The sequence below is a fragment of the Bradyrhizobium sp. 31Argb genome (assembly GCF_043638955.1).
Lineage (GTDB): Bacteria > Pseudomonadota > Alphaproteobacteria > Rhizobiales > Xanthobacteraceae > Bradyrhizobium.
Genome location: NZ_JBEGDB010000026.1, coordinates 25,409 through 50,021 on the forward strand (window position 1 = coordinate 25,409; position 24,613 = coordinate 50,021).

Here is a 24,613-nt window from a genome sequence, read left to right on the forward strand (position 1 = left end):
AAGTATGGATTGCTTCGTCGCTATCGCTCCTCGCAATGACGGCATGGCCATGACGGTGAGAACAAGGGAAGGACGGCAAAGTGGCAAATAACAAGGTCAAGCAAATCTGGGCGTCGGGCAAGGCCGTGGTGAACGCGTGGCTGGCGATCCCGTCGGGCTTTTCGGCCGAAGTGATCGCGCAATGCGGTTTCGACAGCGTCACCGTCGACATGCAGCACGGCGTGCAGGATTATCTCTCGATGGTGCAATGCTTCCAGGCGATGAACGGCCACCCGGTGACGCCGATGGTGCGCGTGCCCTGGAACGAGCCCGGGATCATCGGCAAGGTGCTCGACGGCGGCGCCTATGGCGTGATCTGCCCGATGGTCAACACGCCCGAGGAAGCCAAGAACCTCGTCTCTTATGCGAAGTATCCGCCGAAGGGCACGCGCTCCAACGGCCCGATCCGCTCCGGCATGTATGGCTCGGCCGGCACCTATCAGCAGACCGCCAATGATGAGATCGTGCTGTTGCCGATGATGGAAACCAGGATCGCGGTCGAGAACATGGAAGCGATCCTCGACGTCGAGGGCATCGACGGCGTCTATATCGGTCCGTCCGACCTCGGCTTCTCCTACGGCCTGGTGCCGAAGCTCGATCGCGACGAGCCGGAGATCCTCAAAATCTACGAGAAGATCGTCAAGGAATGCGGCAAGCGCGGCCTCAACCCCGGCATCCACTGCAGCGGCGCCGAAGGCGCGGTCCGTGCGATCAACATGGGCTTCAAGCTCGTCACGCTCTCGAACGAGAGCGGCTTAATGATGACCTACGCCAAAATGCAGGTGAACCAGACCCGCAAAGAGTCTGGCGGAAAAGCGTGAGAAGCGAATAGCGAGTAGGGAATGGCGAATAGGGATAGCGAGCGCAGCAATCCTATTCGCTACTCGCCATTCGCTATTCGCCCCTCGCAGCCATTCGCCCCAAAGGAGACCCCCATGGCCCCGGCACCCGTGATCCGCCTGCATCCCGATGACAGCGTGCTGATCGCGCGCGCCAGCCTGCCGCCGGGGCTTGAGGTCGCCAACGGCGTCACCACGGTTGACCGCATTCCGGCCGGCCACAAGGTCGCGATCAAGCCGATCGCGGAGGGCGAGCCGATCAAGCGCTATGGCCAGATCATCGGCTTTGCCACAGCGCCGATCGCGCCGGGCCAGCATGTCCACACCCAGAATTGCGGCATGGGCGATTTCGCTAAGGACTATGCCTATGGCGTCGACGTCAAGCCGGTGCCGAATTTCGATCTGCCGGCCACCTTCGACGGCATCCGCCGTCCCGACGGACGCGTCGCGACGCGCAACTATATCGGCATCCTCACCTCCGTGAATTGCAGCGCCCATGTGGCGGGCCTCGTCGCCGACGTCTTCAAGAAGAATCCGTTCACCGGCGAAAATCCGCTCGCCGATTTTCCGAATGTCGACGGCGTCGTCGCGCTGACCCACAAGACCGGCTGCGGTATGACGCAGGACGAGCCATTGGCGCTGCTTCGCCGCACGCTCGGCGGCTATGCGCGGCACGCGAATTTCTCTGCGGTGATCGTGCTCGGCCTCGGCTGCGAAGTGAACCAGATCGGCGGCCTGATGCAGGAGCAGAAGCTCGCCGGCCGCCTGCGCGCGATGGACATCCAGGAAGTCGGCGGCACCCGCAAGACCGTGGAAGCCGGCGTCGCCTTCGTGCGCGAAGCACTCGCCGACGCCAACAAGGTCAAGCGCGAGAAGGTCGCGGCGAGCGAGCTCACGGTGGCGCTGCAATGCGGCGGCTCCGACGGCTATTCCGGCGTCTCCGCCAATCCCGCGCTCGGCGCCGCCAGCGATCTCCTCGTGCGGCACGGCGGCACCGTGATCTTGTCCGAGACTCCGGAGACCTATGGCGCCGAGCATCTGCTGACACGCCGCGCCGTCAGCCGCGAGGTCGGCGAGAAGCTGGTCGGCCTGATGCGCTGGTGGGAAGAATACACGCAGCGCGAAGGCGCCGAGATGAACGCCAATCCGAGCCCCGGCAACAAGGCCGGCGGCCTCACCACGATCCTCGAGAAATCGCTTGGCGCGATGGCGAAGGCCGGCAGCACCAATCTCGTTGACGTGCTGCACTACGCCGAGCCGGTGACCAAGCGCGGCTTCGTGTTCATGGACACGCCCGGCTACGATCCGGTTGCGGCGACCGGGCAGGTCGCGGGTGGCGCCAATCTGGTCTGCTTCACCACGGGACGCGGCAGCGTGTTCGGCTGCAAGCCCGCGCCCTCGATCAAGCTCGCCACCAACACACCCATGTACAAGCGCATGGAAGACGACATGGACGTCAATTGCGGCACCATCCTCGACGGCGAGGAGAGCGTGCAGGAATGCGGCCAGCGCATTTTTGATCTCATGCTGAAGACGGCATCCGGCCAGCCCACCAAGAGCGAGAGCTTCGATTTCGGCGGCGCCGAGTTCGCGCCGTGGGTGCTCGGCGCGACGATGTGAGAAGGCGAATGGTGAGTGGCGAGTAGCGAATAGGGCCGTTCCGTTCTATTTGCCACTCGCTATTCGCCACTCGCCCGCCTGCTAGGCAGGCGTGCCCGTTGTTAGTGCTTGCCGTCGGCCGGAACCAGTGTTCTGCTCAAAAAAGCTGCTGGAGTCCGCCATCCGTGTCGATCTTCGTCGCACTGCATCACGTCACGCATTACAAGTACGACCGACCGATCGACCTCGGGCCCCAGACCGTTCGCCTGCGTCCGGCGCCGCATACGCGCACGCCGATCCTGAGCTATTCGCTCAAGGTCACGCCAGCCAATCATTTCGTGAACTGGCAGCAGGACCCTCAGGGCAACTGGCTGGCGCGCCTGGTGTTTCCGGAGAAGGCAACCGAGCTCAAGATCGAAGTCGATTTCACGGCGCAGATGACCGTGATCAATCCGTTCGACTTCTTCGTCGAGTCATACGCCACCTCCTATCCGTTCCAATACACGAGCGATCTCAAGAACGAGCTCGCGCCTTATCTCGCAACCATCGAGCCGGGCCCGCTGTTTGCCGACTATCTGAAAGAGATTCCGCGCGAGGCAGACGGCACCGTCAATTTCCTGGTCGACCTCAACGCAAAGCTGCGCGAGAAAATCCGCTACGTCATCCGCATGGAGCCCGGCGTGCAGACGCCGGAGCAGACGCTGGCCGCCGGCGCGGGCTCCTGCCGTGACTCGGCATGGCTGTTGATCCAAATTCTGCGCCATCTCGGTTTCGCCGCACGCTTCGTCTCCGGCTATCTGATCCAGCTTCGTCCCGATATCGATCCGGTCGAGGGCCCGCGCGAGGTCGATAACGACTTCACCGACCTGCATGCCTGGGCCGAAGTCTATTTGCCCGGTGCGGGGTGGATCGGCTTCGACGTCACCTCGGGCATGCTGACGGGCGAGGGGCACATCCCCGTTGCAGCCACGCCGCACTACCGCTCGGCAGCGCCGATCTCCGGCACTGCCGGCTTCGCCAATGTCGATTTTGCCTTCGAGATGAGCGTCAAGCGCATCCGCGAGGCGCCGCGGATCACGCGTCCGTTCTCGGATGAATCCTGGGCGCGGCTCGACGCGCTCGGCGAGCAGGTCGACGCCGATTTGAAGACGGAAGACGTGCGGCTCACCATGGGCGGCGAGCCGACCTTCGTGTCGGTCGATGATCTCGAAGCGCCGGAATGGAACATCGCCGCCGTCGGTCCGACCAAGCGTGCGCTCGCCGATGATCTGATCCGCCGCCTGCGCGATCGTTTTGCGCCCGGCGGTTTACTGCACTACGGCCAGGGCAAATGGTATCCGGGCGAAAGCCTGCCGCGCTGGGCCTTCGGCCTCTACTGGCGCAAGGACGGCGTGCCGATCTGGAAGAATGCCGATCTGATCGCGAAGATCGAAAACCCGTACAAGGCAGAGATCAAAGACGCCGAGCGCTTCGCCGTGACCATGGCGCAGAAGCTCGAGCTGGCGGCCGACTACGTCATGCCGGCCTTCGAGGATCCCGCCTACTGGCTCCAGCGCGAAGCCGCGCTTCCGGCCAATGTCAGCCCTGAGAATTCCAAACTATCCGATCCGGAAGAGCGCTCGCGTCTCGCGCGGGTGTTCGACCACGGGCTGACGACGCCGAAGGGCTATGTGCTGCCGATCCAACGCTTCACCCCACTTGCCGGCCGCGTTCCCGCCCGCTGGCGTAGCGAGCACTGGAAGATCCGGCGCAGCCACCTGTTCCTGTCGCCGGGCGATTCTCCGCTGGGACTGCGGTTGCCGATCTCCTCGCTCGAATACGTCCCGCCGGAAGATTATCCCTACATCATCGAGACCGATCCGATGGCGCCGCGCAGCGGCCTGCCGGATTTCGACGAGGAATTGAAGCGGCTGCTTGAGGACCTCCCAGAGCCGCCGCCGGTGCGCACGGCGATGTCGATCGAAATCCGGGACGGCACCTTGTGCGCCTTCATGCCGCCGGTCGAGAAGGCCGAAGACTATCTCGAACTGGTGGCGGCGATCGAGGCGACAGCCGAAGACTTGCAGATGCCTGTGCATGTCGAGGGCTATGCGCCACCGTTCGATCCCCGCATCGAGGTCATCAAGGTCACGCCCGATCCCGGCGTGATCGAGATCAACATCCAGCCGGCGCAAAGCTGGCGCGAGGCGGTCGATATCACTTTCGGCCTCTACGAGGACGCCGCGAAAGTGCGCCTCGGCGCCAACCGTTTCCTGATCGATGGTCGCCACACCGGCACCGGCGGCGGCAACCACGTTGTGGTCGGCGGCAGCAATCCGCAGGATTCGCCGTTCCTGCGCCGTCCCGATCTGTTGAAGAGCCTCGTGCTGTATTGGCAACGGCATCCGTCGCTGTCCTATCTGTTCTCCGGCATGTTCATCGGCCCGACCAGCCAGGCGCCGCGGATCGATGAAGCGCGCCATGACGGGCTCTATGAACTCGAGATCGCGCTCGCCCATGTGCCGCCTGCGGGCGTCGAAGCGCCGCTGTGGCTGGCGGACCGACTGTTCCGGCACATCCTGGTCGATATCACCGGCAATACCCATCGCGCCGAAATCTGTATCGACAAGCTCTACTCGCCCGATGGCCCGACCGGCCGGCTCGGCCTGGTCGAATTCCGCGCGCTCGAAATGCCGCCCGATCCCAGGATGTCGCTGGCGCAGCAGCTCCTGATCCGCGCGCTGATCGCAAAATTCTGGCGCGAGCCGCAGCAGGGCAAGTTCGTGCGCTGGGGTACGACGCTGCATGACCGCTTCATGCTGCCGCATTTCCTCTGGGAAGACTTTTTGGACGTGCTCGCCGACCTCAGGCTGTCCGGCTACGATTTCTCGCCGGAGTGGTACACGGCGCAGCTCGAATTCCGTTTCCCGATGTTCGGCCATGTCCACCATGGCGGCGTTGCGCTGGAACTGCGGCAAGCGCTCGAGCCATGGCATGTGCTGGGCGAGGAGGGATCTGCCGGCGGCACGGTCCGCTATGTCGATTCTTCGGTTGAGCGGCTCCAGGTCAAGGCATCAAGCTTTGTCGAGGGCCGCCACGTCATCACCTGCAATGGCAGGCGGATGCCGATGACGGGGACCGGACGTTCGGGGGAGGCGGTCGCGGGCGTCCGCTTCAAGGCCTGGCAGCCGGCTTCCGGCCTGCATCCGACCATCCCGGTGCATGCGCCACTGACCTTTGACCTGATCGACACCTGGAACGGCCGCTCGCTCGGCGGCTGCGTCTACCATGTCGCCCATCCCGGCGGCCGCAACTACGAGACCAAGCCGGTCAATTCCTACGAGGCCGAGGCGCGGCGGCTGGCCCGCTTCCAGGACCACGGCCATACCCCCGGCAGGATCGAGCCGCCGCCGGAAGAACGCACAATTGAATTCCCGCTGACCCTCGACTTGCGGACGCCGCTCCTGCATTGATACGCATCTCGTTTCGGGAAGCGGAATGGCGACCGGCCAGGAACACAGCCAGGAGAACAAGGCCCGCCCGGGCCAGCGCCGCATGGCGCAGTGGTCGCGCGACTATGCGCGGCTGCCCGGCATTCCCGATGAATATATCGGCCCGGACGGCACCCCGCGCCCGGTCTGGACCCGCTTCTTCGATGCGTTTTCCGCCCTATCGCCGGCGGAGATCGAGCGTCGCTTCGCCGCCGCCGACCGGCATTTGCGCGACGCCGGCGTCACCTATCGTGCGCCCGGCGAGACTTCCGACCGGCTGTGGCCGCTGAGCCACCTGCCGCTGATCATCGATGACGCCGACTGGCAGCAGCTTGTTTCCGGCATCACGCAGCGCGCGCAACTGCTCGAAATGATCCTGCGCGACATCTATGGCGATGGTCGCCTTGTCACTGATGGCGCGATCCCCGCCGCCGCGATCGCCGGCAGCAGCGAATATCTGCGCGCCGTCAGCGGCATCAAGCCGCCGGGCGGGCGCTACCTCCACCTTTATGCCGCCGATGTCGGCCGCGGCCCTGACGGCCGCTGGTGGGTGCTCGGCGATCGCACGCAGGCGCCCTCGGGCGCGGGCTACGCGCTGGAAAACCGCCTGGTGCTCTCGCGCGCGTTCGCCGGCCTCTACAAGTCGATGAATGTCGAGCGCGTTGCGCCGTTCTTCGAAGCGTTCCGCGACGCCTTACGCGCCAGCGCCGACCGCGACGAGCCGCGCATTGGTCTGTTGACCCCGGGCTCGTTCAACGAGACCTATTTCGAGCACGCGACGCTGGCGCGCTATCTCGGCTTCCTGCTGGTCGAAGGCGACGATCTCGCCGTCAGCGGCGACCGCGTCCACATTCGCACAGTTGCCGGGCTGAAGCGGCTCGACGTGCTGCTGCGCCGGGTCGATTCCAATTGGCTCGATCCGCTGGAGCTCAACGCCTCCTCGCATCTCGGCGTGCCCGGCCTGATCGAGGTGCTGCGCAAGAGCGGTGTCGTCATCGCCAACATGCCCGGTTCGGGCGTGCTGGAAGCGCGGGCGCTGCTCGGCTTCCTGCCGAGCCTGTGCCGACGGCTGCTCGGCGAAGAACTGGAAATGCCGCATATCGCGACCTGGTGGTGCGGTCAGAAGGCCGCGCGCGAACAGGTATTGTCGCGGCTCGATGATTTCGCGATCGAAAGCGCCTATGGCCGGGGTGTCCCGGGCTTTGCCAGCCATGGTCCCGTGCTCGCGGGCGAGTTGTCGCCGAGCGAACGCGAGCGGCTGAAGATTGCCATCACCGAGCGTGGCATCGACTTTGTCGGCCAGGAATTGGTGCGGCTGTCGACCACGCCGGTGTGGGAGAACGGCCAGCTCACGCCGCGCCCCTTTGTGCTGCGCGTTTTCGCCGCGGCCACGCCGCACGGCTGGACGATCCTGCCCGGCGGCTTCTGCCGAATCGCCGAACAGGCGGATGCCCGCGCGGTGTCGATGGGCGACGGCGCACGCGCCGCGGATGTCTGGGTGGTGTCGGAAAAAGCAGTCTCGACCGCGAGCCTGTTGCCCGCCGGCGATACCGTGCGCATCCGCCGCATCGCCGGCGTGTTGCCGAGCCGCGCCGCCGACAATCTGTTCTGGCTCGGCCGCTATCTCGAACGTGCCGAAGCGACGCTGCGATTGATCCGCGCGCTCGGCTCGCCGATGCGCGATCCCGCGAGGTCGAATGCGAGCGGCGCGTCCAACCTGCATTCGGTCGAGCGCATCCAGCGCATGCTGGTGGCCTGGGGCGCGACCTCGCAGACGGCGCGGGCGAACCCGGCCAAGGTCGTCGCCGAAGCGTTGCAGAGCGAGGAACGTTTCGGTTCGGCGCTCTCGCTGGTGCGCTCGGCACAGCGCACCGCCACCTCGCTGCGCGAGAGGCTGTCGCCGGACGCGTGGCAGGTCATCACCGAGATAGTGGACCGGCTCGGCGAGGAGGTCGAGGATGACGATGGCGTCATCAGCGCGGCCGAATTGACGCTGCAGGAGCTGGCGAGCTTTGCGGGACTTGCGCAGGAGAACATGAACCGCGCCGCGGGCTGGCGCTTTCTTGACATGGGCCGCCGCGCCGAGCGCGCCATCAACACCACCCGCTTCGCGCGGCAGTTCGCTTTTGACGAGGCTGGTGATGAAGATCTCGACATCCTGCTGACGCTCGTCGATTGCCAGATCACCTATCGTTCCCGCTATCTGGTGACGCCTATCCTTGCGCCGGTGCGCGATCTCGCGGTGCTCGACCCTTACAACCCGCGCTCGGTCGCGTTCCAGGTCGAAAGCCTCAACGAACACATCGCGGCACTGCCGAGCCTGAAGGAATACGGGATGATCGAGCGCCCGCAGCGGCTCGCGGTTGCGCTGCAGGCGATGCTGGCGACGGCGGAAGCGGAAACTCTTGATGTCAAGACGTTGTTCTCGCTGGAGCAGGACCTGCTCAATCTCGCCGACGCTATCGGGCTGCATTATTTCCCGCACGGGCCCAATGCGAGCCGGCCGGAGAAGCTAACAGGCCTCGCGTGATCTACGATATCAGGCACGTCACGACCTACTCCTACGAAAGCCCCGTGAGTTTCGCGCGATGCTCGCTACGGCTGGAGCCGCAAAGCGGCGACGGGCAGGAGCTGATCTCCCACAGCGTCGAGATCAGGCCGCGGCCAGCAGAGCGCACGGCGCGGCGCGACTTCTTCGGCACCTTGACCGAAAGCGTCCTGATCGAGACCGCGCACCGTAATCTGCGCGTCGACTCGCGCTCGCGCGTCGCGGTCTCGCGCCATGCGCCCGGCCGCAGCTCGCCGAGCCCGCCCTGGGAGAGCGTGCGCGACGTTGCGTTCGAGGCGACGAGTCTCGGACCATCATCGCCGGTCGGCTATGTCTTCGCGAGCGCGCTGGTGCCGGTGCTCGGGCCGCTTACGGCCTACGCGTCCGCAAGCTTTCCGCGAGGAGGCGGCATCCTTGCCGGTGCCGCCGACCTGATGCGCCGCATCCGCAGCGACTTCAGGTACGATTCCAAGGCCACCGTGATCTCGACGCCGCTAACGGAAGTGTTCGAGAAACGCCACGGCGTCTGCCAGGACTTTGCCCATGTGATGATCGCAGGGCTCCGCGGCCTCGGCCTGCCGGCCGCCTATGTCAGCGGCTATTTGCGCACCATCCCGCCGCCGGGACAGCCGCGCTTGCAAGGGGCTGACGCGACCCACGCCTGGGTCTCAGTGTGGTGCGGCGCCGAGCTCGGATGGATCGGTTTCGATCCGACCAACGATCTCCTGGTCGAGAACGATCACATTATCCTCGCGGTGGGCCGCGATTTCTCCGACGTCTCGCCGGTCGACGGCATCATCGTCGGCTCGCGCAAGCAGAAGCTGAACGTCGCCGTCGACGTGCTGCTGGTGGAGTGACGCCGTCGCGCACATCCTGCCGTAGCCCGGGTGAAGCGTCAGCGTAACCCGGGTCCGCGCCAGATGTTGATCCGCTTGTCCCGGGTTGCGCTGCGCTCCACCCGGGCTACGGATTTACTGCCGATGGCTCAGCGAAATGCGGCGGCGGACGGCGGCAGTCCGCCCGCGCGCTTGCCGCGCAGCGTCTCGGACGGGTACTCGCCGAACAGGTTTCTGTAATATTGGGCGAACCGTCCGAGTTCGATGAAGCCCTGCTGCATCGCGATTTCGCCGACGGTGACCTCTCCGGGCACGCTTTCCCTCAGCATGGAATGGATGGCGCAAAGGCGTTTGTGGCGTAGGAATGTTACGGGGCCGATGCCGAACACTTCCTGAAAGGCACGGTGAAGTCCGCGCCGCGACAGGCTGAATTCGGCGCAGATTTCGGAGATATGTACCGGCCTCGGGCCCACTCTATCGAGATAGTCCTCGACGCGGCGAACGAGCTTCATCGCCGATGGCAGATGGCCGCGGTCATCGGGCGGCAGCGAATTGACGATCGTACCCGTCATGCAGTCGACGATGGCGCGCTTCCAGAATTCCGCCGCATCGTCCGAAAGCACCGACTCGTGTCGTGCGAGACCTGAAATGATCTGGGGCAGGCGGCGGGCTGCGACCATGCCGATCGCATCGTCTGTGCGATAGTAACTCTTTTCCAGCCAATGGGCGGGATCGCTGAGCCGCGCGTCGCCGCCGAACACGGAGCCGAGATGAGCGAGATCGAGCCGGACCGCTGCATAAGTGGACGCGCCGTGGAAGATCCCATCATGCTCGACCAGCGGCGGGATCACCAGGACGTCGGACGGACGCATGTCGAACGACCAGTGCGTGACACGATCTTCGGCATCCAGCAGCATGCCGACGATCAGCCGGTCATCGGTCGAAATACGCTGCGTGCGCAGGCCGAGACTGAACGAGCCGATGCTCAGCGAGAAATCCCCGATGCCGACATGAGACAGGGTCCCGCGCAGCCTGCCACGTCCGATCTGCATGACGTCGACATGGCTGCCCTTGACGCCCTGATGCATGCCCTCGAAGCCATCGAGGTTGGAGATGTTGACCGAAAGACGTTGCGCCATCTTCGCCTCCCCCACGCACGGTGGGGCAGTGCCGGTCCCGACAACAAGTCGGGGACGGTGAAGTTCCTGCCACACCATGACACCGATTTGTTGCAGCGATTCGGGTTTCGTGATGGCGCGCGTGCGGCAGCAATTGTCCCTGAATTTTCGTCAAAGCCTTCGCAACTCCCCGAGGGATCGACCACATCCGGTGCATTCGCGCGACGGCTGTGAGCAAGCTTGCCGAAAATTGGCACACTCTGCACATCACAGGCCTGCGGAGTTGGTCTATCGTTCGGTCCTCAACCGGAGCAGGCACGTGATCAGGTCGTATTGGACCGCGTCACGCGCCGCGGGAGTGGCTGCGCTTATTGCAGCCTGCGCACACGGCAAGATAGAGGGGCTAACCTGTTGTTGCCGCTGGGCTGGCGGCGCTTGAACCGGAAGGGGCGCGACACCGCGCAAAGTTGGCGCCATGTTTCGGGCAGAAACCGAGTGCAGCAGCTATCAGCCGGATGATATCAGGACCGAGGACATGGTCTGGATTCCTGGCGGCGCGTTCCGGATGGGATCGGACCATCACTACCCCGAAGAAGCGCCAGCGCATCGCGTGACGGTCGACGGTTTCTGGATCGACCGAACACCCGTCACCAATTGGCAGTTCCGCGAGTTCGTCCTCGCCACCGGCCACATCACCGCGGCGGAGATCCCGCCCAGTCCCGCGAACGATCCGGACGCGCCGCCGGACATGCGCCAAGCCGGCTCGCTCGTCTTCACCGCGCCGCGGCGGGTGCGCGATTTGCGCGACACAAGCCAGTGGTGGACGTTCACGCCCGGCGCCAACTGGCGCCATCCATATGGCCCCGAGACCCACATCAATGTGCTCGGCAGTCATCCGGTCGTGCACATCACTTACGCTGACGCATTGGCTTACGCGAAATGGGTCGGAAAGGAATTGCCGACGGAAGCGGAGTGGGAATTCGCTGCGCGCGGCGGGCTCGAGGATGAGGAATACGCCTGGGGCAACGCCTTGATGCCCGGCGGCGTCCACATGGCCAATACCTGGCAGGGCAATTTCCCGGTCCAGAATCTCTGCGAGGACGGCTATGACCGCACCTCGCCGGTGACGGCGTTCCCGCCGAACGGCTATGGCGTCTCCGACATGATCGGCAACGTCTGGGAGTGGACGACCGATTGGTGGTCGGCACGCCACGAGGCCGACGCGCAGCACGGCGTCCCGCATAATCCCGTCGGCGGCCGCAAGGAGGCCAGCTACGATCCGGCGCGACCGCGGGCTCGCATTCCACGCAAGGTGCTCAAGGGCGGTTCGCATCTCTCTGCGCCGAACTACAGCCGCCGCTATCGTCCCGCCGCGCGGCACGCGGAGGCGGTTGATGCCTCGACGAGCCATGTCGGCTTCCGGTGCGTGTTGCGCTCACCCGTTTCTCCATCTCGCCACCATTCATGATGCGCGGTCATCCTGCTGGTTGCACACCGCTGAACGTGCTACCGAGCTAGGAAAGCGTCATTGAATCGGTTCCGATGATGGGAACAAGTCTGTGCTTCCGGCAATTAGCCCACTCGGCAGCAGGGGAGGCGTGGTGTCGAATACTGCGAATGCGAGGCCGGGGGGCGAACCAGCGGCCGTCATGTTGTTCCCGCAGCCGGCGCTGCAACTGGTCTATGACACAGCGCCGATCGGGCTCGCATGCCTGTCTCCAGACTGCCGGTATCTGCAGATCAATCAACGTCTTACCGAGATATGCGGATTGTCCGTCGAGTACCATCTCGGACGCTCCGTCAGGGATTGCGTGCCGGCGCTGGCCGACTCGGTCGAGCAGATCGTGCGGTCGATCATGGAGACCGGCGAACCGGTGATCGGCGTTGAAGTCGCCGGTCAACGGGCCGATCGGGTCGATGAGCGTTTCTGGGTAACGTATTGGCACCCGTTGCGCGCCCCAAGCGGCCAGATCGTTGCCATCAATGTCGCGGCGGAGGAGATCACCGAACGGAAGCGCAGCGAGCAGGCGCTTCGCCAGGCCCGCGATGCTGCCGAGGCCGCGCTGCAAGATCTGCGTGAGGCCCAGGCGTCGCTGGTTGAAGCCGAGAAGCTTGCCGCGCTTGGTCGGATGGTCGCGGGCGTTGCCCATGAGGTCAACAATCCCGTCGGCATCAGCCTGACGGTTGCCTCGTCACTTCAGCGCAGGACCGAGCGCTTTGCGGCCGAAGCCGCGCGCGGCGGGCTCCGCCGGTCGACGCTGACCGAGTTCGTCGCCGCGATCAACGATGCATCGAACCAACTCGTGACGAACCTCAATCGCGCGGCCGAACTGGTGAGCGCGTTCAAGCAGGTCGCAGCCGACGACGATCAATCCGAGCGGCGAGAATTTGATGTTGGCGAATTGACCGGACGGATCCTCCTCAACCTGCGTCCCGAGTTTCAGGAGCGCGGCATCACGTTGAATGGATGGTGTGAGCCAAATCTTCGGATGAACAGCTATCCTGGCCCTTATGGTCAGGTCCTGACCAATCTGGCGTTCAATGTCATCGCGCACGCGTTTCCGGACGACCGCCGCGGTGCCGTCGACCTGACCGTGCGCGGCGCAGGGCCCGATCATATCGAGGTGGTGTTTGCCGACAACGGTTCAGGGATGAGTGCCGAGACCAGGCGTCGGGCGTTCGATCCCTTCTTCACGACCCGCCGCCATGAAGGCGCGACCGGTCTCGGTCTGCATATCGTCCACAACATCGTAACCGAGCGCCTGGGAGGGCGCATCAGGCTGGATAGCGAGCCCGGCAGCGGCACGCGCGTTCAACTGCTGTTGCCCAGGATCGTGGGCGAGCAGAGCGCGCACCGAAGCGCGGACTGATCACGCGCTCTTCCGCGCGCCCTCAATCGGATCGGCGCGCAAATTACCGAAAAACTTCTCGACCTCGCGCGATAGCGTCTCCGCCGTCGCAGTCAATTCGCCGGACGCGGCAAGCACGGATTCCGCGGCGACGGATGTCTTGCCCATCGCGTCGCTGAGTGAGCCGATATTGACCACCAGCGTGTCATTGCCTTGCGCGGCCGCCTGCGCATTGATCGAGATCTCGCGCGTCGCGGCATCCTGCTCGCCGACTGCGCTTGCGATATTCGATGTCACCACGTTGATCTCGCGCACGGCGTTGCCGATCTCGCGCACTGCTTCGACCGAATTGCGCGTCGAGGCCTGGATCGTGCCGATATTCTCGCCGATGTCGACGGTGGCTTTCGCGGTCTGCTCCGCCAGCGCCTTGACCTCATGGGCGACGACCGCAAAGCCGCGGCCGGCGTCACCGGCGCGCGCGGCCTCGATGGTGGCGTTGAGCGCGAGCAGGTTGGTCTGCTCGGCGATGGCCCGGATCAGCGTGAGCACGCCGTCGATGCGCTGGGTCGCGGCGGCAAGCCCTTCGATCTCGGCGACCGACCTGTCGGTGCGCTGGCCGGCCTCTTCGACCGCGCCGGCGGACTGGCGGATCTGGCGGCCGATCTCCTGCACCGAGGCCGAGAGTTCTTCGGCCGCGCTGGCGACGGCGGAGACATTATCGGCGGCCTGCGTGGTGGCGCCGGCGGCCGTCACCGCGCGATCGCTGGCATCGGATGCCACGCTGGCAATGGCCTGCGCGGTATCGCGCATCGAGGCCGCATTGTCGTTGACCGCGCGCAGCACCGCGCCGATCGCCTCGCGGAATGCTTCCACCGAGGCTTCGATGTGCCTGGTGCGCTCGTCGCGTGCCTTCGATTCCTGCAGCACCTGTGAATTGAGGTTGCGGTTGCGCTGCATCGCCTCCCGGAAGATCTCGATTGCGCGCGCCAGCGCGCCGATCTCGTCGCCGCGCCCAGTGTGAGGAACCGCGACGTTCTCCTCGCCTTCCGCGACCTGCCTGATCGTGGTGGTGATCGCGGACAGCGGGCGGGCGACCGAGCGCGAGATGATCAGCACGCCGAGCACCACCAGAACCAGCGCCAGGCCGCCGAGGCCGGTCAGGACGAGCGCCAGGGTGCGGTTGGTGTCGGTCTCCTGCGCCAGCTTCTTGCTGCGCTCGGCATAGACCTTCGACAGCGCCTCCAGATCCTTGTTCAGCGCCGTGCGCACGTCGCGATTGGCGTCGTTGTCACCCCATTCGCGGCCCGCGGCGGCGCCGATCTCGACGCCGCGGCGCACGAGCTCCTTGCGGAAATCAACGAACTGCTCGATGCGCTTCTTGAATTTGGCGAACTGCTCGGCATCGTCGGCCCGGACGATCTGCTCCCAGTTCTTGACCACGGCGAGGATGCGCTCGTTGAACTTGAGCAGCCCATCGCCGTATTTCTTCACCGTGGCCGGATCCGTCGACATGTAGATGCCGCGGGATTCCATCACCACCGCATAGACGAGCGAATTGACCCGCTCGACGTTCAGCGCCGCGTGGCTTGCCGTCTCCACAGCCTCCGTGAGCTCCGCGTTCCGGCGGCTGTTGTAGTCGGACAGGAAGGTGATGGCCGCGGTCAGCACCGCGAACAGTGCAAAGATCGCATACAGCTTGGCAGCAAGCGAAAGCCGGGACGCCATGGCGCGGACAGGGATGGGGCGGGGAGAGGTCGTGATTTCAGCCATTCGCGGCACTCCAGATGGGCCGGGGAGCACCGACGGCCGGTAAAATCATCTAGAATCTTGATGGACAATTTCTTAATGCGCGAAGTTTTCCGCATTGCAACCAAAGGCAAGCGACCCAGGCGGCGTCCGGCCCGGATAACCGATCGGCACCGGTTCTTGCATGGTGATAGGCTGTTGATCCAATGAAGCGCGGCCAGCGCGCGGGAACTCGTCATGGTCTATCGCCACGTCATCGGTGCCACTTCTTACGTATTCGGCGATCTGCGCGACCTGCTCGCCAAGGCCACGCCGCCGCGCTCCGGCGACCGCCTTGCCGGGATCGCGGCTGGCAGTGCGGAGGAGACGATCGCGGCGCGGATCGCACTCGCCGATGTGCCGTTGAAGCGGTTCCTGAACGAGGCGGTCATTCCTTACGAGGACGACGAGGTCACCCGCCTGATCCTCGATACCCATGATGCCGCAGCTTTTGCGGCCATCTCGTCGCTGACCGTCGGCGGCTTTCGTGACTGGCTGCTGTCGGATGCCGCGAGCACCGACACGCTGCAGAAGTTGTCCCGCGGCATCACGCCCGAAATGGCGGCCGCGGTGTCGAAACTGATGCGCAACCAGGACCTGATCCTGGTCGCGAAGAAATGCGAAGTGACGACCCGCTTCCGCAACACCATCGGGCTGCGCGGCCGGATGAGCACGCGACTGCAGCCCAACCATCCCTTCGATGACCTCAAGGGCATCACCGCCTCGATCCTCGATGGGCTCCTGCTCGGATCGGGCGACGCCTGCATCGGCATCAATCCAGCAAGCGATGACCCCAACGTCATCGGCGGCCTGCTCAGGCTGCTTGACGACATCATCACGCGCCTTTCGGTCCCAACCCAGGGCTGCGTGCTGACCCATGTGACGACGACGCTGGGGCTGATCGGGCAGGGCCTGCCGGTCGACCTGGTATTCCAGTCGATCGCCGGGACGGAAGCCGCCAACCGCAGCTTCGGCGTCGATCTCGTGCTGCTCGGCGAAGCGCGCGAGGCGGGGCTGTCGCTCCGCCGCGGCACGGTCGGCGACAACGTCATGTATTTCGAGACCGGGCAGGGCTCGGCGCTGTCGGCCAACGCCCATCATGGCGTCGACCAGCAGACTTGCGAGGCCCGCGCCTATGCGGTCGCCCGCGCCTTCGATCCTTTGCTCGTCAACAGCGTGGTCGGCTTCATCGGCCCGGAATATCTCTACGACGGCAAGGAAATCATTCGCGCCGGCCTTGAGGATCACTTCTGCGGCAAGCTGCTCGGCCTGCCGCTCGGCGTCGACGTCTGCTACACCAACACGCCGAGGCCGACCAGGACGACATGGACAATCTCCTGACGCTGCTGGCCGCGGCCGCTGTCACCTTCATCATGGGGGTGCCCGGCGCCGATGATGTCATGCTGAATTACCAGTCGACGTCGTTCCACGACGCGCTCTATGTCCGGGACGTCTTCGGCCTCAAGCGGGCGCCCGAATTCGACGACTGGCTGTTGCGCGCCGGGCTCGCGGGGAACGACTTCCGGCTCACCGATCGCGCAGGGCTGCTGCCCGAATTTGCCTCGCGCCTGATCGCCTGAAACTCGGCGTTCCCTCTCGCAGTGCTCTTTGGCAACGACCCGTTCCCCGCGCGTGTGCGCCGCCACAATCTTGAAGAATTTCTGGCCCAGCGTCCGATGCCGTGCTTACATTTGGTTTAGGCTCGTCTTAAGGAAGTTTGGATGAGAGCTGAGGGCATCGAGGCGGCACGACGCATCCTCTGCGTCTTCCCGCGCTACACATCGGCGTTCGGTACGTTCGAATACGCCTATCCGTTGACCGACGGCGTCAAGGCTTTCATGCCGCCGCAGGGGCTCTTGCTGATCGCGGCCTATCTGCCGGAAAACTGGCAGGTCCGCTTCATCGACGAGAACATCCGTCCCGCCACCAAGGCAGATTTCGAGTGGGCGGAGGCGGTGTTCGTCAGCGGCATGCACATCCAGCGCCACCACATGAACGACATCTGCCGCCGCGCGCACGCCTTCGATCTTGCCGTCGCCCTTGGCGGCCCGTCGGTCAGCGCATGTCCGGACTACTATCCGTCCTTCGATTATCTCCATGTCGGCGAACTCGGCGACGCCACCAATGAGCTGATCGCACGGCTCGCGCGCGATACGTCGCGTCCCGCTGAGCAGGTGGTCCTGAAGACCGTGGACCGTGTGCCGATGACGGAGTTCCCGATTCCGGCCTACGAGCTTGCCGAGACCAAACGCTATTTCCTCGGCAGCATCCAGTTCTCCAGCGGCTGCCCCTATCAGTGCGAGTTCTGCGATATCCCCGGCCTCTACGGCCGCAACCCGCGCCTGAAGACGCCGCAGCAGATCATCGCCGAGCTCGACCGGCTGCGCGAATGCGGCATGACCGACACGGTCTATTTCGTCGACGACAATTTCATCGGCAACCGCAAGGCGACGCTGGACCTGTTGCCGCATCTGATCGAGTGGCAGAAGAAGACTGGTTACGTCGTGCGGCTCGCCTGCGAGGCGACGCTGAACATCGCCAAGCGGCCCGAGATCCTCGAGAAGATGCGCGAAGCCTACTTCGTCACGATCTTCTGCGGCATCGAGACGCCCGATCCCGACGCGCTGAAGGCCATGCACAAGGACCACAACATGATGGTCCCGATCCTGGAAGGCGTTCAGACCATCAATTCCTACGGCATGGAGGTCGTCTCCGGCATCATCATGGGCCTGGACACCGACAAGCCCGAGACCGCGGACGCGCTGCTTGCTTTCGTCGATGAATCCCGGATTCCGCTATTGACGATCAACCTGCTGCAGGCGCTGCCGAAGACGCCGCTCTGGGATCGGCTCGAACGCGAGGGACGCCTGGTCGAGGACGACAGCCGCGACTCCAACGTCGAGTTCCTTCTGCCCTACGATCAGGTCATCAGCTCCTGGAAGCGGTGCATGGAGGTGGCCTACGAGCCCGAAAAGCTGTTCGCTCGTTACGAGCACCAATGCGACTACACCTACGCCAACCGCGTGAAGGTCCCGGTCAACCCGGAAATGAAGAGCTGGGCCAATATCAGGCGCGGGCTGATCATGCTGCGCAACATCTTCTGGCAGGTCGGCGTGCTCGGTGACTATAAGCGGACATTCTGGAAGTTCGCGCTCGGGCGGCTTCGCCGCGGCGACATCGAGGGATTGATCGCATCGTCGATGATCGCGCATCACCTGATCACGTTCGCGCGTGCGGCCTCGAGCGGCCAGCAGAACGCGTCGAACTATTCGATCCGGTTGCGCGAAGCTTCCGTGCCTGCCGAGTAGCCGGAAATGAAACCACCGGCGCCGCCCCTTTCGCTGACGCGCCTGCGCGAATTGACGCCGGCGCGCGTCGGGCTCGGCCGTTCCGGCGCCAGCCTGCCGACCGAGGCGCTGCTGGGCTTCACGCTCGACCATGCCCGTGCGCGCGACGCCGTTCACGCCGCTTTCGATCTCGATGGCCTCATTGCAGGATTGAACGAACTCGGCCTGCAGCCGCTCCAGGTGTTGAGCCAGGCGCGCGATCGCCGCGACTATCTCAGGCGTCCCGATCTTGGACGCATGCTCGATCCCGAATCGCGGCGCGCCTTGGAGAGCCTCGGCAGCACGTCCAGCCAACTGGACCTTGTGATCGGCGATGGCCTGTCGCCGACCGCGGTCAATGTCCATGCGGTCGAACTGATTCGCCATCTGCTGCCGCAGCTTGCGGCCGGCCGGATCAATATCGGCGGGACCGTGATCGCCTCGGGCGCCCGCGTCGCGCTGGGCGACGAGATCGGTGCGCTTCTCAACGCGCGCATGGTCCTGGTGCTGATTGGCGAGCGGCCCGGCCTGTCCGCGCCCGACAGCCTCGGCGCTTACCTGACCTTCGCGCCGCGGATCGGCCGCACCGATGCGGAACGAAACTGCATCTCCAACATTCACCGCGCGGGCCTCACCTACGCGGAAGCCGCATACCGAATCGCGTGGCTGGTCCGCGAGGGACTGAGCCGCCAAGTCACTGGCGTTGCGTTGAAGGACGAGAGCGGAGGCATTCCGCCGCAGTTGGCCGCGCCCTGAGCTCATGATCCGGGGAGGCGGGACCGGCCCTCCGAAAAGATCACGTTCGAACAAAGAGATGAGAGCAGGACGGCTTCAGCCCGATCCGCTCCTGCGCTGTGACAAATCAGATACTTAATGGCGATTTTTGTACCGCACACGCCGATTTGACCTCTCCCTCGTGCTTGCGAGGCGGGGGAGGGGCCTGTAAAACCGGCGGCGGTCAATACTTCCGTGTTTTCAAAGGCTAGCGCCGATTGGAAGTGGCCGTAGAGCGTTGTTCACGCCCGTAAAACCCAAGCTAGACAATTCGCGCCGATTTCAGAACTGGACAGGGCATGCTCGAAAAGAATTCCGAAAGTCAGGTCCACGTCGGAAAGGTCGAGGAGCCGCCGCAGGGGGCCAGCATCGCTTTCGGGCTGGAGCGCATCGGGCTGATCGCGGTCAAAGCCCCGGTGGTCTCGCTGATCGTGCTGGTCGCGCTGATGATCGCGGCCGTGTTCGGCGTCCAGCGGATCAAGATCGATGATTCGCTGTCGCAACTGTTCCGTTCCAACACCAAGGACTACAAGCAGTACGAGGAGGTGACGAAGCGCTTCCCGGCGACCGAGTTCGACGTGCTGGTCGTGGTCGAGGGCAAGACGCTGCTGGCGCGCGACAACCTCGAGAAGTTGCGCGACATGGTCACCGACCTGCAACTGGTCGAAGGCGTGCGCGGCCTGATCTCGCTGTTCTCGGCGCGGCAGGCGCCGGAGCCCGGCAAGTTGCCGGCGGCGCTGTTCCCCAACGAACTGCCGGAAGGCGCGGCCTACGACAAGTTCGTCGAGACGGTGAAATCCAACGAGATCATTCGCGGCAAGCTGTTGTCGGAGGACGGCACGCTGGCGCTCGTCGTGCTGTCGCTTGATCCGGAAGTGGTCTCAAGCAACAAGCTGAGCACCGCAGTCGGCGAGATCCGCAAGGTCATGGCCGACGATCTCTCCGGCAGCGGCCTCAACGCCCAGCTCTCCGGCGTGCCGGTGATGCAGCTCGAGATCCGCAACGCTGTCGAGCGCGACGGGCTGACCTACAACGTCCTCGGCATCCTTGCCGGCTGCGTCATCGCGATCATCTTCTTCCGCAAGATCTCCTTCATGGTGGTGGCGGCATTCCCGCCGATGATTGCGATCCTGCTCGCGCTCGGCGCCCTCGGCTGGGCCAATTTCAATCTCAACATGTTCCTGAACGTGATGACGCCGCTCATCATGGTGATCAGCTTCTCCGACTCGATGCAGCTCACCTTTGCGGCGCGCGACCGGCTGATCGCGGGGCAGGACAAATTGAGCGCGTTCACCAATGCCGTCCGGGTGGTGGGGCCGGCCTGCGTGCTGACGCACGCGACCGCCGGCATTTCCTTTATCGCGCTGCAGTTCTCCGATTCCGACCTGATACGCAAATTCGGCGAGGCGGGGCTTGCCGCCACCATCATCGCGTTGCTCGCGGTGCTGTCTTTGGTGCCGGTATTCGGCGTATTGTTCGTGCGCAACGAGCGCATCTTCGCGGTCAAGTTCCAGAGCGCGGATGCCGGCGTGCAGGCGCTGCGCAATTTCTGCTACTGGATCGCGGTGCGCATGGTCAGCCGGCCTGGGCTGTTCAGCCTGGTCGCGCTGATCTTCGTCGGCGGGCTCGGCATCATCTATGCCAATCTCGAGCCGCGCTATCGGCTGGCCGACCAGGTGCCGAACAAGCAGCAGGCGGTTGAGGCCAGCAATCGGCTTGACGCGAAGCTGACCGGCGCCAATCCGATCGATGTCCTGGTCGAATTCCCGAAGGGCGCTTCGCTCTACTCCGCCGAGACCTTGAAGGTGATCGCGGAGGTTCACTCAACGGTCGAAGGCGCAGCCGGCGTCGGCAATGTCTGGTCGCTGGAAACGCTGCGCCGCTGGCTTGCCGAGAAGGCGGGCGCGACCGACGTGGCGACGCTGAAGGAATATGTCAGCGTCATCCCCGAACATCTGGTGCGGCGCTTCATTTCCGCGAATCAGGATGCCGTGGTGGTGTCCGGCCGCGTGCCCGATCTCGATTCAAGCGAGATCCTGCCGGTGGTCGACAAGCTCGATCATGCGCTCGACAAGGTGCGCGCCGAGCATCCCGGCTACGAGATCGCCGTCACCGGCCTGTCCGCGATCGCCGCGCGCAACAGCGCCAGCATGATCGAGAAGCTCAACCACGGGCTGACGATCGAATTCGCCCTGGTCGCGATCTTCATCGGGCTCGCCTTCCGCTCCGTCGTCGTGATGTTCTCCTGCATCCTGCCGGGAATCTTCCCGGTGGTGCTGTCCGGCACGGTGTTGTGGCTGCTCGGCGAAGGCCTGCAATTTGCGAGCGTCGTGGCGCTGACGGTATCGTTCGGCCTCGGCCTCTCCGCGACCATCCACTTCCTCAACCGCTTGAGGCTCGAGCGCAAGCCCGGCATCACCGCCGCGCTCGCGGTGGAGCGCGCGACCGTCCTGGTCGGACCCGCGCTGATCCTGACCACGGTGGTGCTGGCCTGCGGCCTGGTGGTGACCGTATTCTCCGACCTGCCGTCGCTGCGCCTGTTCGGCTGGCTCTCCGCCTTCTCGATGATCGCAGCCCTCGTCGCCGACCTCTTCATCCTCCGGCCGACCGCGATGTTCCTGATCAACCTGTCGGAGAAATTGCGCGGGACGGCAACGCCACCGCAGGCGAAAGCGGCGGAGTAGACGCACGAAGCCTACCCTTGGCTTTTGTATTGCAAAACGCGCTACAGAATTCTATATATTCTGTCAGGGAGACCACTCATGCCCCGAGCCATTAAGCGCAAGGAGCACCCGCTTTCGATGCGGCTGCCCGAAGCCGACATTGCGATCGTCGATCGGGCAGCAGCGCTGCGCGGCCGTTCACGAACCGATTTCGTACGTGACGCGGCCGTAAGAGCGGCCGAAGATGTGCTGATGGAAACGGCGCCAATTCGGATGAGCGCCGCAGGCTTCAAGGCCTTCACGGCGGCATTGTCCAAGCCTGCTGCCGCGGTCCCCGAAATGGTTGAGCTCTTCCGGCGTGCGGCCCCGTGGGAGACCAGCGGTTCAAAGACCGGGAAGTAAGGCTTGGCGGTCTCCGAGCCTGAGTTACTGACGGCAGCCCACGATCTTGCCGAGTTCTCCTGTGGCAAGCCGTCGCTCGACCGCTGGCTCAAAACCCGAGCGCTATCCAACCAGGAGAAAGGCTTTACGGCTGTTCTTGTCGTCCATGAAGCCAATCGTGTGATCGGTTATTATGGTCTCGCGCCAACGGCAATCGTGCCTTCAGTACTGCCGCGATCTATCCGAACGGGTCAACCGCCCGACCCGGTCCCCTGCCTGCTGCTGGGACAGCTTGCAACTGATCAGAACTGGATTGGCAAGGGAATTGGCACTGGCCTGCTCAAGCATGCGCTGCAGCGCTGCGTCACGGCCGCCGGCCTGATCGGAGGCCGCGCACTGATCGTCAACGCCGTGGACGTCGAGGCTGCATCGTTCTGGCACCGACGGGGCTTCATTCCCTCAAAGGACAATCCACTTATCCTTTTCAGATCGATCGCCGATATTGCGGCATCGCTTCGCTGAGTTATCCTCTCGGGAGCGGCTCGGCATTCATTTTCGAACAAGAAGAGCTTCCGTTCTGATTCAATCAGAATCGAAGCGCTACCCCAGCGCGCCGTTCAGCGCCGCTTGGTCGTGCAGCGAGAAGCGCGGTCCGGCATACATGAACGAGCATTGGTGGATCACGATCTGTCCACCGCTCACCGTGACATGCGAATAGTCCGGCGCCTCGTGCGAGCCGGGAATGTGGCCCTCGGTCTCAAGGTCGAAAGCGACCTGGTGCGCCAGCGCGCGCCGGATGTGGAAGGGGATGCGGTTCCAGAGCCCTGCGATCGGCCGGTGCAGATGGCCCATGAACAGATAATCCGGCCGGCGCGTGCGCGCGATCACCGCCCACTCGGCGTCCGGATTGGCGAGTCGAATGGTGTCCATGTAGCGCAGGCCGGTGTCGAACGGCGGGTGGTGCTGGAACAAGAGCAGCGGGCGGTTCGTCGGCGCCGACATCAGCGCATGCTCGAGGAAGGCGAGCCGGCGCTCGCAGAGCAGGCCTTCGTGGTTCGGAGCCGCCTCGTTCAGCGTGTCGAGGGTGACGATGGTCGCGGCGTCGAACACCTGCACGGATTGCACAAAACCATCTGCATCGCGGGCGGCGCCCGGAAAATAGCGAGCAAACGTATCGCGGCGGTCGTGGTTGCCCATCATCAGGATGGTCGGCGCGTTCAGGCGCGCCAGCGCATCGGCAAGATGTTCGTAAGCCGCGTCCTCGCCCCAATGGGCGAGATCGCCGGTGACGATGACAAAGGCGAGGTCGGGATGGTCGCGGTTGATGCGGGCGATCGCGGCAGCGAGCCGATCTGCCGGATCGAGGCCGTAGATCCTGCGGCCGCGGGCGACGAAATGGGTATCGGTCAGGACGACAAATTTCACCGGACCATGGTCTCCCGGTTCCAGGCCTGGTAGTCGGGCGAACCCTCGATGCGGATCGGACCGTCGTAACCGAATTCCACCATGTGTACGGTGACGTAATCCTCGCCCAAGAACACAACGCCATAGGCTTCAGGCAGATCCGACGCGCAAAGGACCTCTGTTTCGGCGAATAGCGGATAGCTCGCATGGTTGGTGCCGCGCAGCGAGGAAACGGGAACGCCGGCGACCGATCCCGCGAGCGGCAGGTGGCAATGGCCGAAGAAGATATGCCGGATCCGCTCGCGGTGCCGCGCCACCAATTTCCGGAACGCGGCGTCGTCGAGCAGACGGATCTGATCGAGCGGCGCAATGTGCGTCGGCATCGGGTTGTGATGCATGAAGAGGAGGAAGGGCCCGTCATGCTCGGCGAGCCGCGCCGCAAGCCAGCCGAGCCGTTCGTCGCAATAGCGGCCGGCGTGTGTCCCGGGATGCGCGGTGTCGAGGAACAGGCAGCGTGCGGCGGGCAAGTCATGGACACCCTGCACGAAGCCGCCTTCCGCGGCGAGGTCGGGAAACACGCTGAGGAAGTTGGCGCGGTTGTCGTGGTTGCCGATGCACAGCCGCACCGGGATCGGGAACTGCTCGAGGCGTTGCTTCAGCCACTGATAGTCGTCGCGGTCGCCCCAGTCCGAGAGGTCGCCTGTGATCACCATCAGTTCGGCGTCATGGTGATCCCTGAGGATGTGGGTCAGCGCGCGTTCAAAGTTCTTCCGCGGATCGCGGCCACCGATGGTCGAGCCCGGCGCAGTCAGGTGGATATCGCTCATGTGGATGAGTTTCATGGGGGCGCTCCGCAAATGAGCTGCGGGGCGCATGATACGCCCCGCCGCGGGTTTCGAAAGGCTTTAGGCCGTGTGGACAGTTACCTTATCCAGAGCAGAGTGGCGGCAATGGCGACGACGGCGAAGTAGTTTCGCGCGGT

The 24,613-nt window shown here is 64.4% G+C and carries 16 protein-coding genes and 1 pseudogene; 13 read left to right on the forward strand and 4 right to left on the reverse strand.

The genetic code is table 11. The features are described from left to right. Positions 1-80 precede the first annotated feature (80 nt). From AAFX91_RS07700 to AAFX91_RS07720, 5 genes are all read left to right on the forward strand, one after another. The gene (locus AAFX91_RS07700) at positions 81-860 is read left to right on the forward strand and encodes an HpcH/HpaI aldolase/citrate lyase family protein (RefSeq protein ID WP_394566053.1); all 780 of its coding nucleotides are present in this window, start codon (positions 81-83) and stop codon (positions 858-860) included. Positions 861-974: 114 nt separating this feature from the next. After that, positions 975-2,498: a UxaA family hydrolase gene (locus tag AAFX91_RS07705; RefSeq protein WP_282529277.1), complete on the forward strand. Its 1,524-nt coding sequence runs from the start codon at positions 975-977 to the stop codon at positions 2,496-2,498. Positions 2,499-2,662: 164 nt separating this feature from the next. Further along, complete coding sequence (locus tag AAFX91_RS07710) at positions 2,663-5,929, forward strand: DUF2126 domain-containing protein (protein ID WP_130577134.1); 3,267 nt, start codon at positions 2,663-2,665, stop codon at positions 5,927-5,929. Between the two features lie 25 nt (positions 5,930-5,954). Then, positions 5,955-8,477: a circularly permuted type 2 ATP-grasp protein gene (locus AAFX91_RS07715; RefSeq protein ID WP_130577133.1), complete on the forward strand. Its 2,523-nt coding sequence runs from the start codon at positions 5,955-5,957 to the stop codon at positions 8,475-8,477. After that, positions 8,474-9,352: a transglutaminase family protein gene (locus AAFX91_RS07720; protein ID WP_130577132.1), complete on the forward strand. Its 879-nt coding sequence runs from the start codon at positions 8,474-8,476 to the stop codon at positions 9,350-9,352. The genes AAFX91_RS07715 and AAFX91_RS07720 overlap by 4 nt, the downstream gene beginning before the upstream one ends. A gap of 128 nt (positions 9,353-9,480) precedes the next feature. Here the strand turns inward: AAFX91_RS07720 and AAFX91_RS07725 are convergent, their stop codons facing one another. After that, entirely contained in the window at positions 9,481-10,470 is a 990-nt protein-coding gene (locus tag AAFX91_RS07725) for a helix-turn-helix domain-containing protein (RefSeq protein WP_130577131.1), read from the reverse strand. A gap of 454 nt (positions 10,471-10,924) precedes the next feature. Between AAFX91_RS07725 and AAFX91_RS07730 the strand changes: the two genes are divergently transcribed. Together AAFX91_RS07730 and AAFX91_RS07735 are read left to right on the forward strand one after the other, a co-directional pair. Next, positions 10,925-11,917, forward strand: coding sequence for a formylglycine-generating enzyme family protein (locus AAFX91_RS07730; protein WP_394566054.1), 993 nt, complete (start codon positions 10,925-10,927; stop codon positions 11,915-11,917). Between the two features lie 133 nt (positions 11,918-12,050). Next, positions 12,051-13,319 (forward strand): sensor histidine kinase, encoded by a 1,269-nt coding sequence (locus AAFX91_RS07735; RefSeq protein WP_245475658.1) that lies wholly within the window; start codon positions 12,051-12,053, stop codon positions 13,317-13,319. Here the strand turns inward: AAFX91_RS07735 and AAFX91_RS07740 are convergent, their stop codons facing one another. Next, entirely contained in the window at positions 13,320-15,068 is a 1,749-nt protein-coding gene (locus tag AAFX91_RS07740; RefSeq protein ID WP_245475657.1) for a methyl-accepting chemotaxis protein, read from the reverse strand. A gap of 213 nt (positions 15,069-15,281) precedes the next feature. Here AAFX91_RS07740 and AAFX91_RS07745 point away from each other — a divergent pair. The 6 genes and pseudogenes from AAFX91_RS07745 (at position 15,282) to AAFX91_RS07770 (ending at position 22,749) form a co-directional block, all read left to right on the forward strand. Next, a pseudogene (locus AAFX91_RS07745) lies at positions 15,282-16,663 on the forward strand (ethanolamine ammonia-lyase subunit EutB). Positions 16,664-16,804: 141 nt separating this feature from the next. After that, positions 16,805-18,391 (forward strand): B12-binding domain-containing radical SAM protein, encoded by a 1,587-nt coding sequence (locus tag AAFX91_RS07750; RefSeq protein WP_130577128.1) that lies wholly within the window; start codon positions 16,805-16,807, stop codon positions 18,389-18,391. A gap of 6 nt (positions 18,392-18,397) precedes the next feature. Beyond that, entirely contained in the window at positions 18,398-19,165 is a 768-nt protein-coding gene (eutC, locus tag AAFX91_RS07755; RefSeq protein ID WP_130577127.1) for an ethanolamine ammonia-lyase subunit EutC, read from the forward strand. Positions 19,166-19,482: 317 nt separating this feature from the next. Further along, positions 19,483-21,867 (forward strand): RND family transporter, encoded by a 2,385-nt coding sequence (locus AAFX91_RS07760; protein ID WP_130577126.1) that lies wholly within the window; start codon positions 19,483-19,485, stop codon positions 21,865-21,867. A 117-nt stretch (positions 21,868-21,984) separates the two neighbouring features. Next, on the forward strand, positions 21,985-22,248 hold the full coding sequence (locus AAFX91_RS07765; RefSeq protein ID WP_394566055.1) for a DUF1778 domain-containing protein: 264 nt from the start codon (positions 21,985-21,987) through the stop codon (positions 22,246-22,248). 3 nt (positions 22,249-22,251) lie between these two features. Next, on the forward strand, positions 22,252-22,749 hold the full coding sequence (locus AAFX91_RS07770) for a GNAT family N-acetyltransferase (protein WP_130577124.1): 498 nt from the start codon (positions 22,252-22,254) through the stop codon (positions 22,747-22,749). Positions 22,750-22,827: 78 nt separating this feature from the next. Here the strand turns inward: AAFX91_RS07770 and AAFX91_RS07775 are convergent, their stop codons facing one another. Then, complete coding sequence (locus AAFX91_RS07775; protein WP_394566056.1) at positions 22,828-23,652, reverse strand: phosphodiesterase; 825 nt, start codon at positions 23,650-23,652, stop codon at positions 22,828-22,830. Further along, positions 23,649-24,473 (reverse strand): phosphodiesterase, encoded by an 825-nt coding sequence (locus AAFX91_RS07780; RefSeq protein ID WP_130577122.1) that lies wholly within the window; start codon positions 24,471-24,473, stop codon positions 23,649-23,651. The genes AAFX91_RS07775 and AAFX91_RS07780 overlap by 4 nt, the downstream gene beginning before the upstream one ends. Between the last annotated feature and the right edge of the window lie 140 nt (positions 24,474-24,613).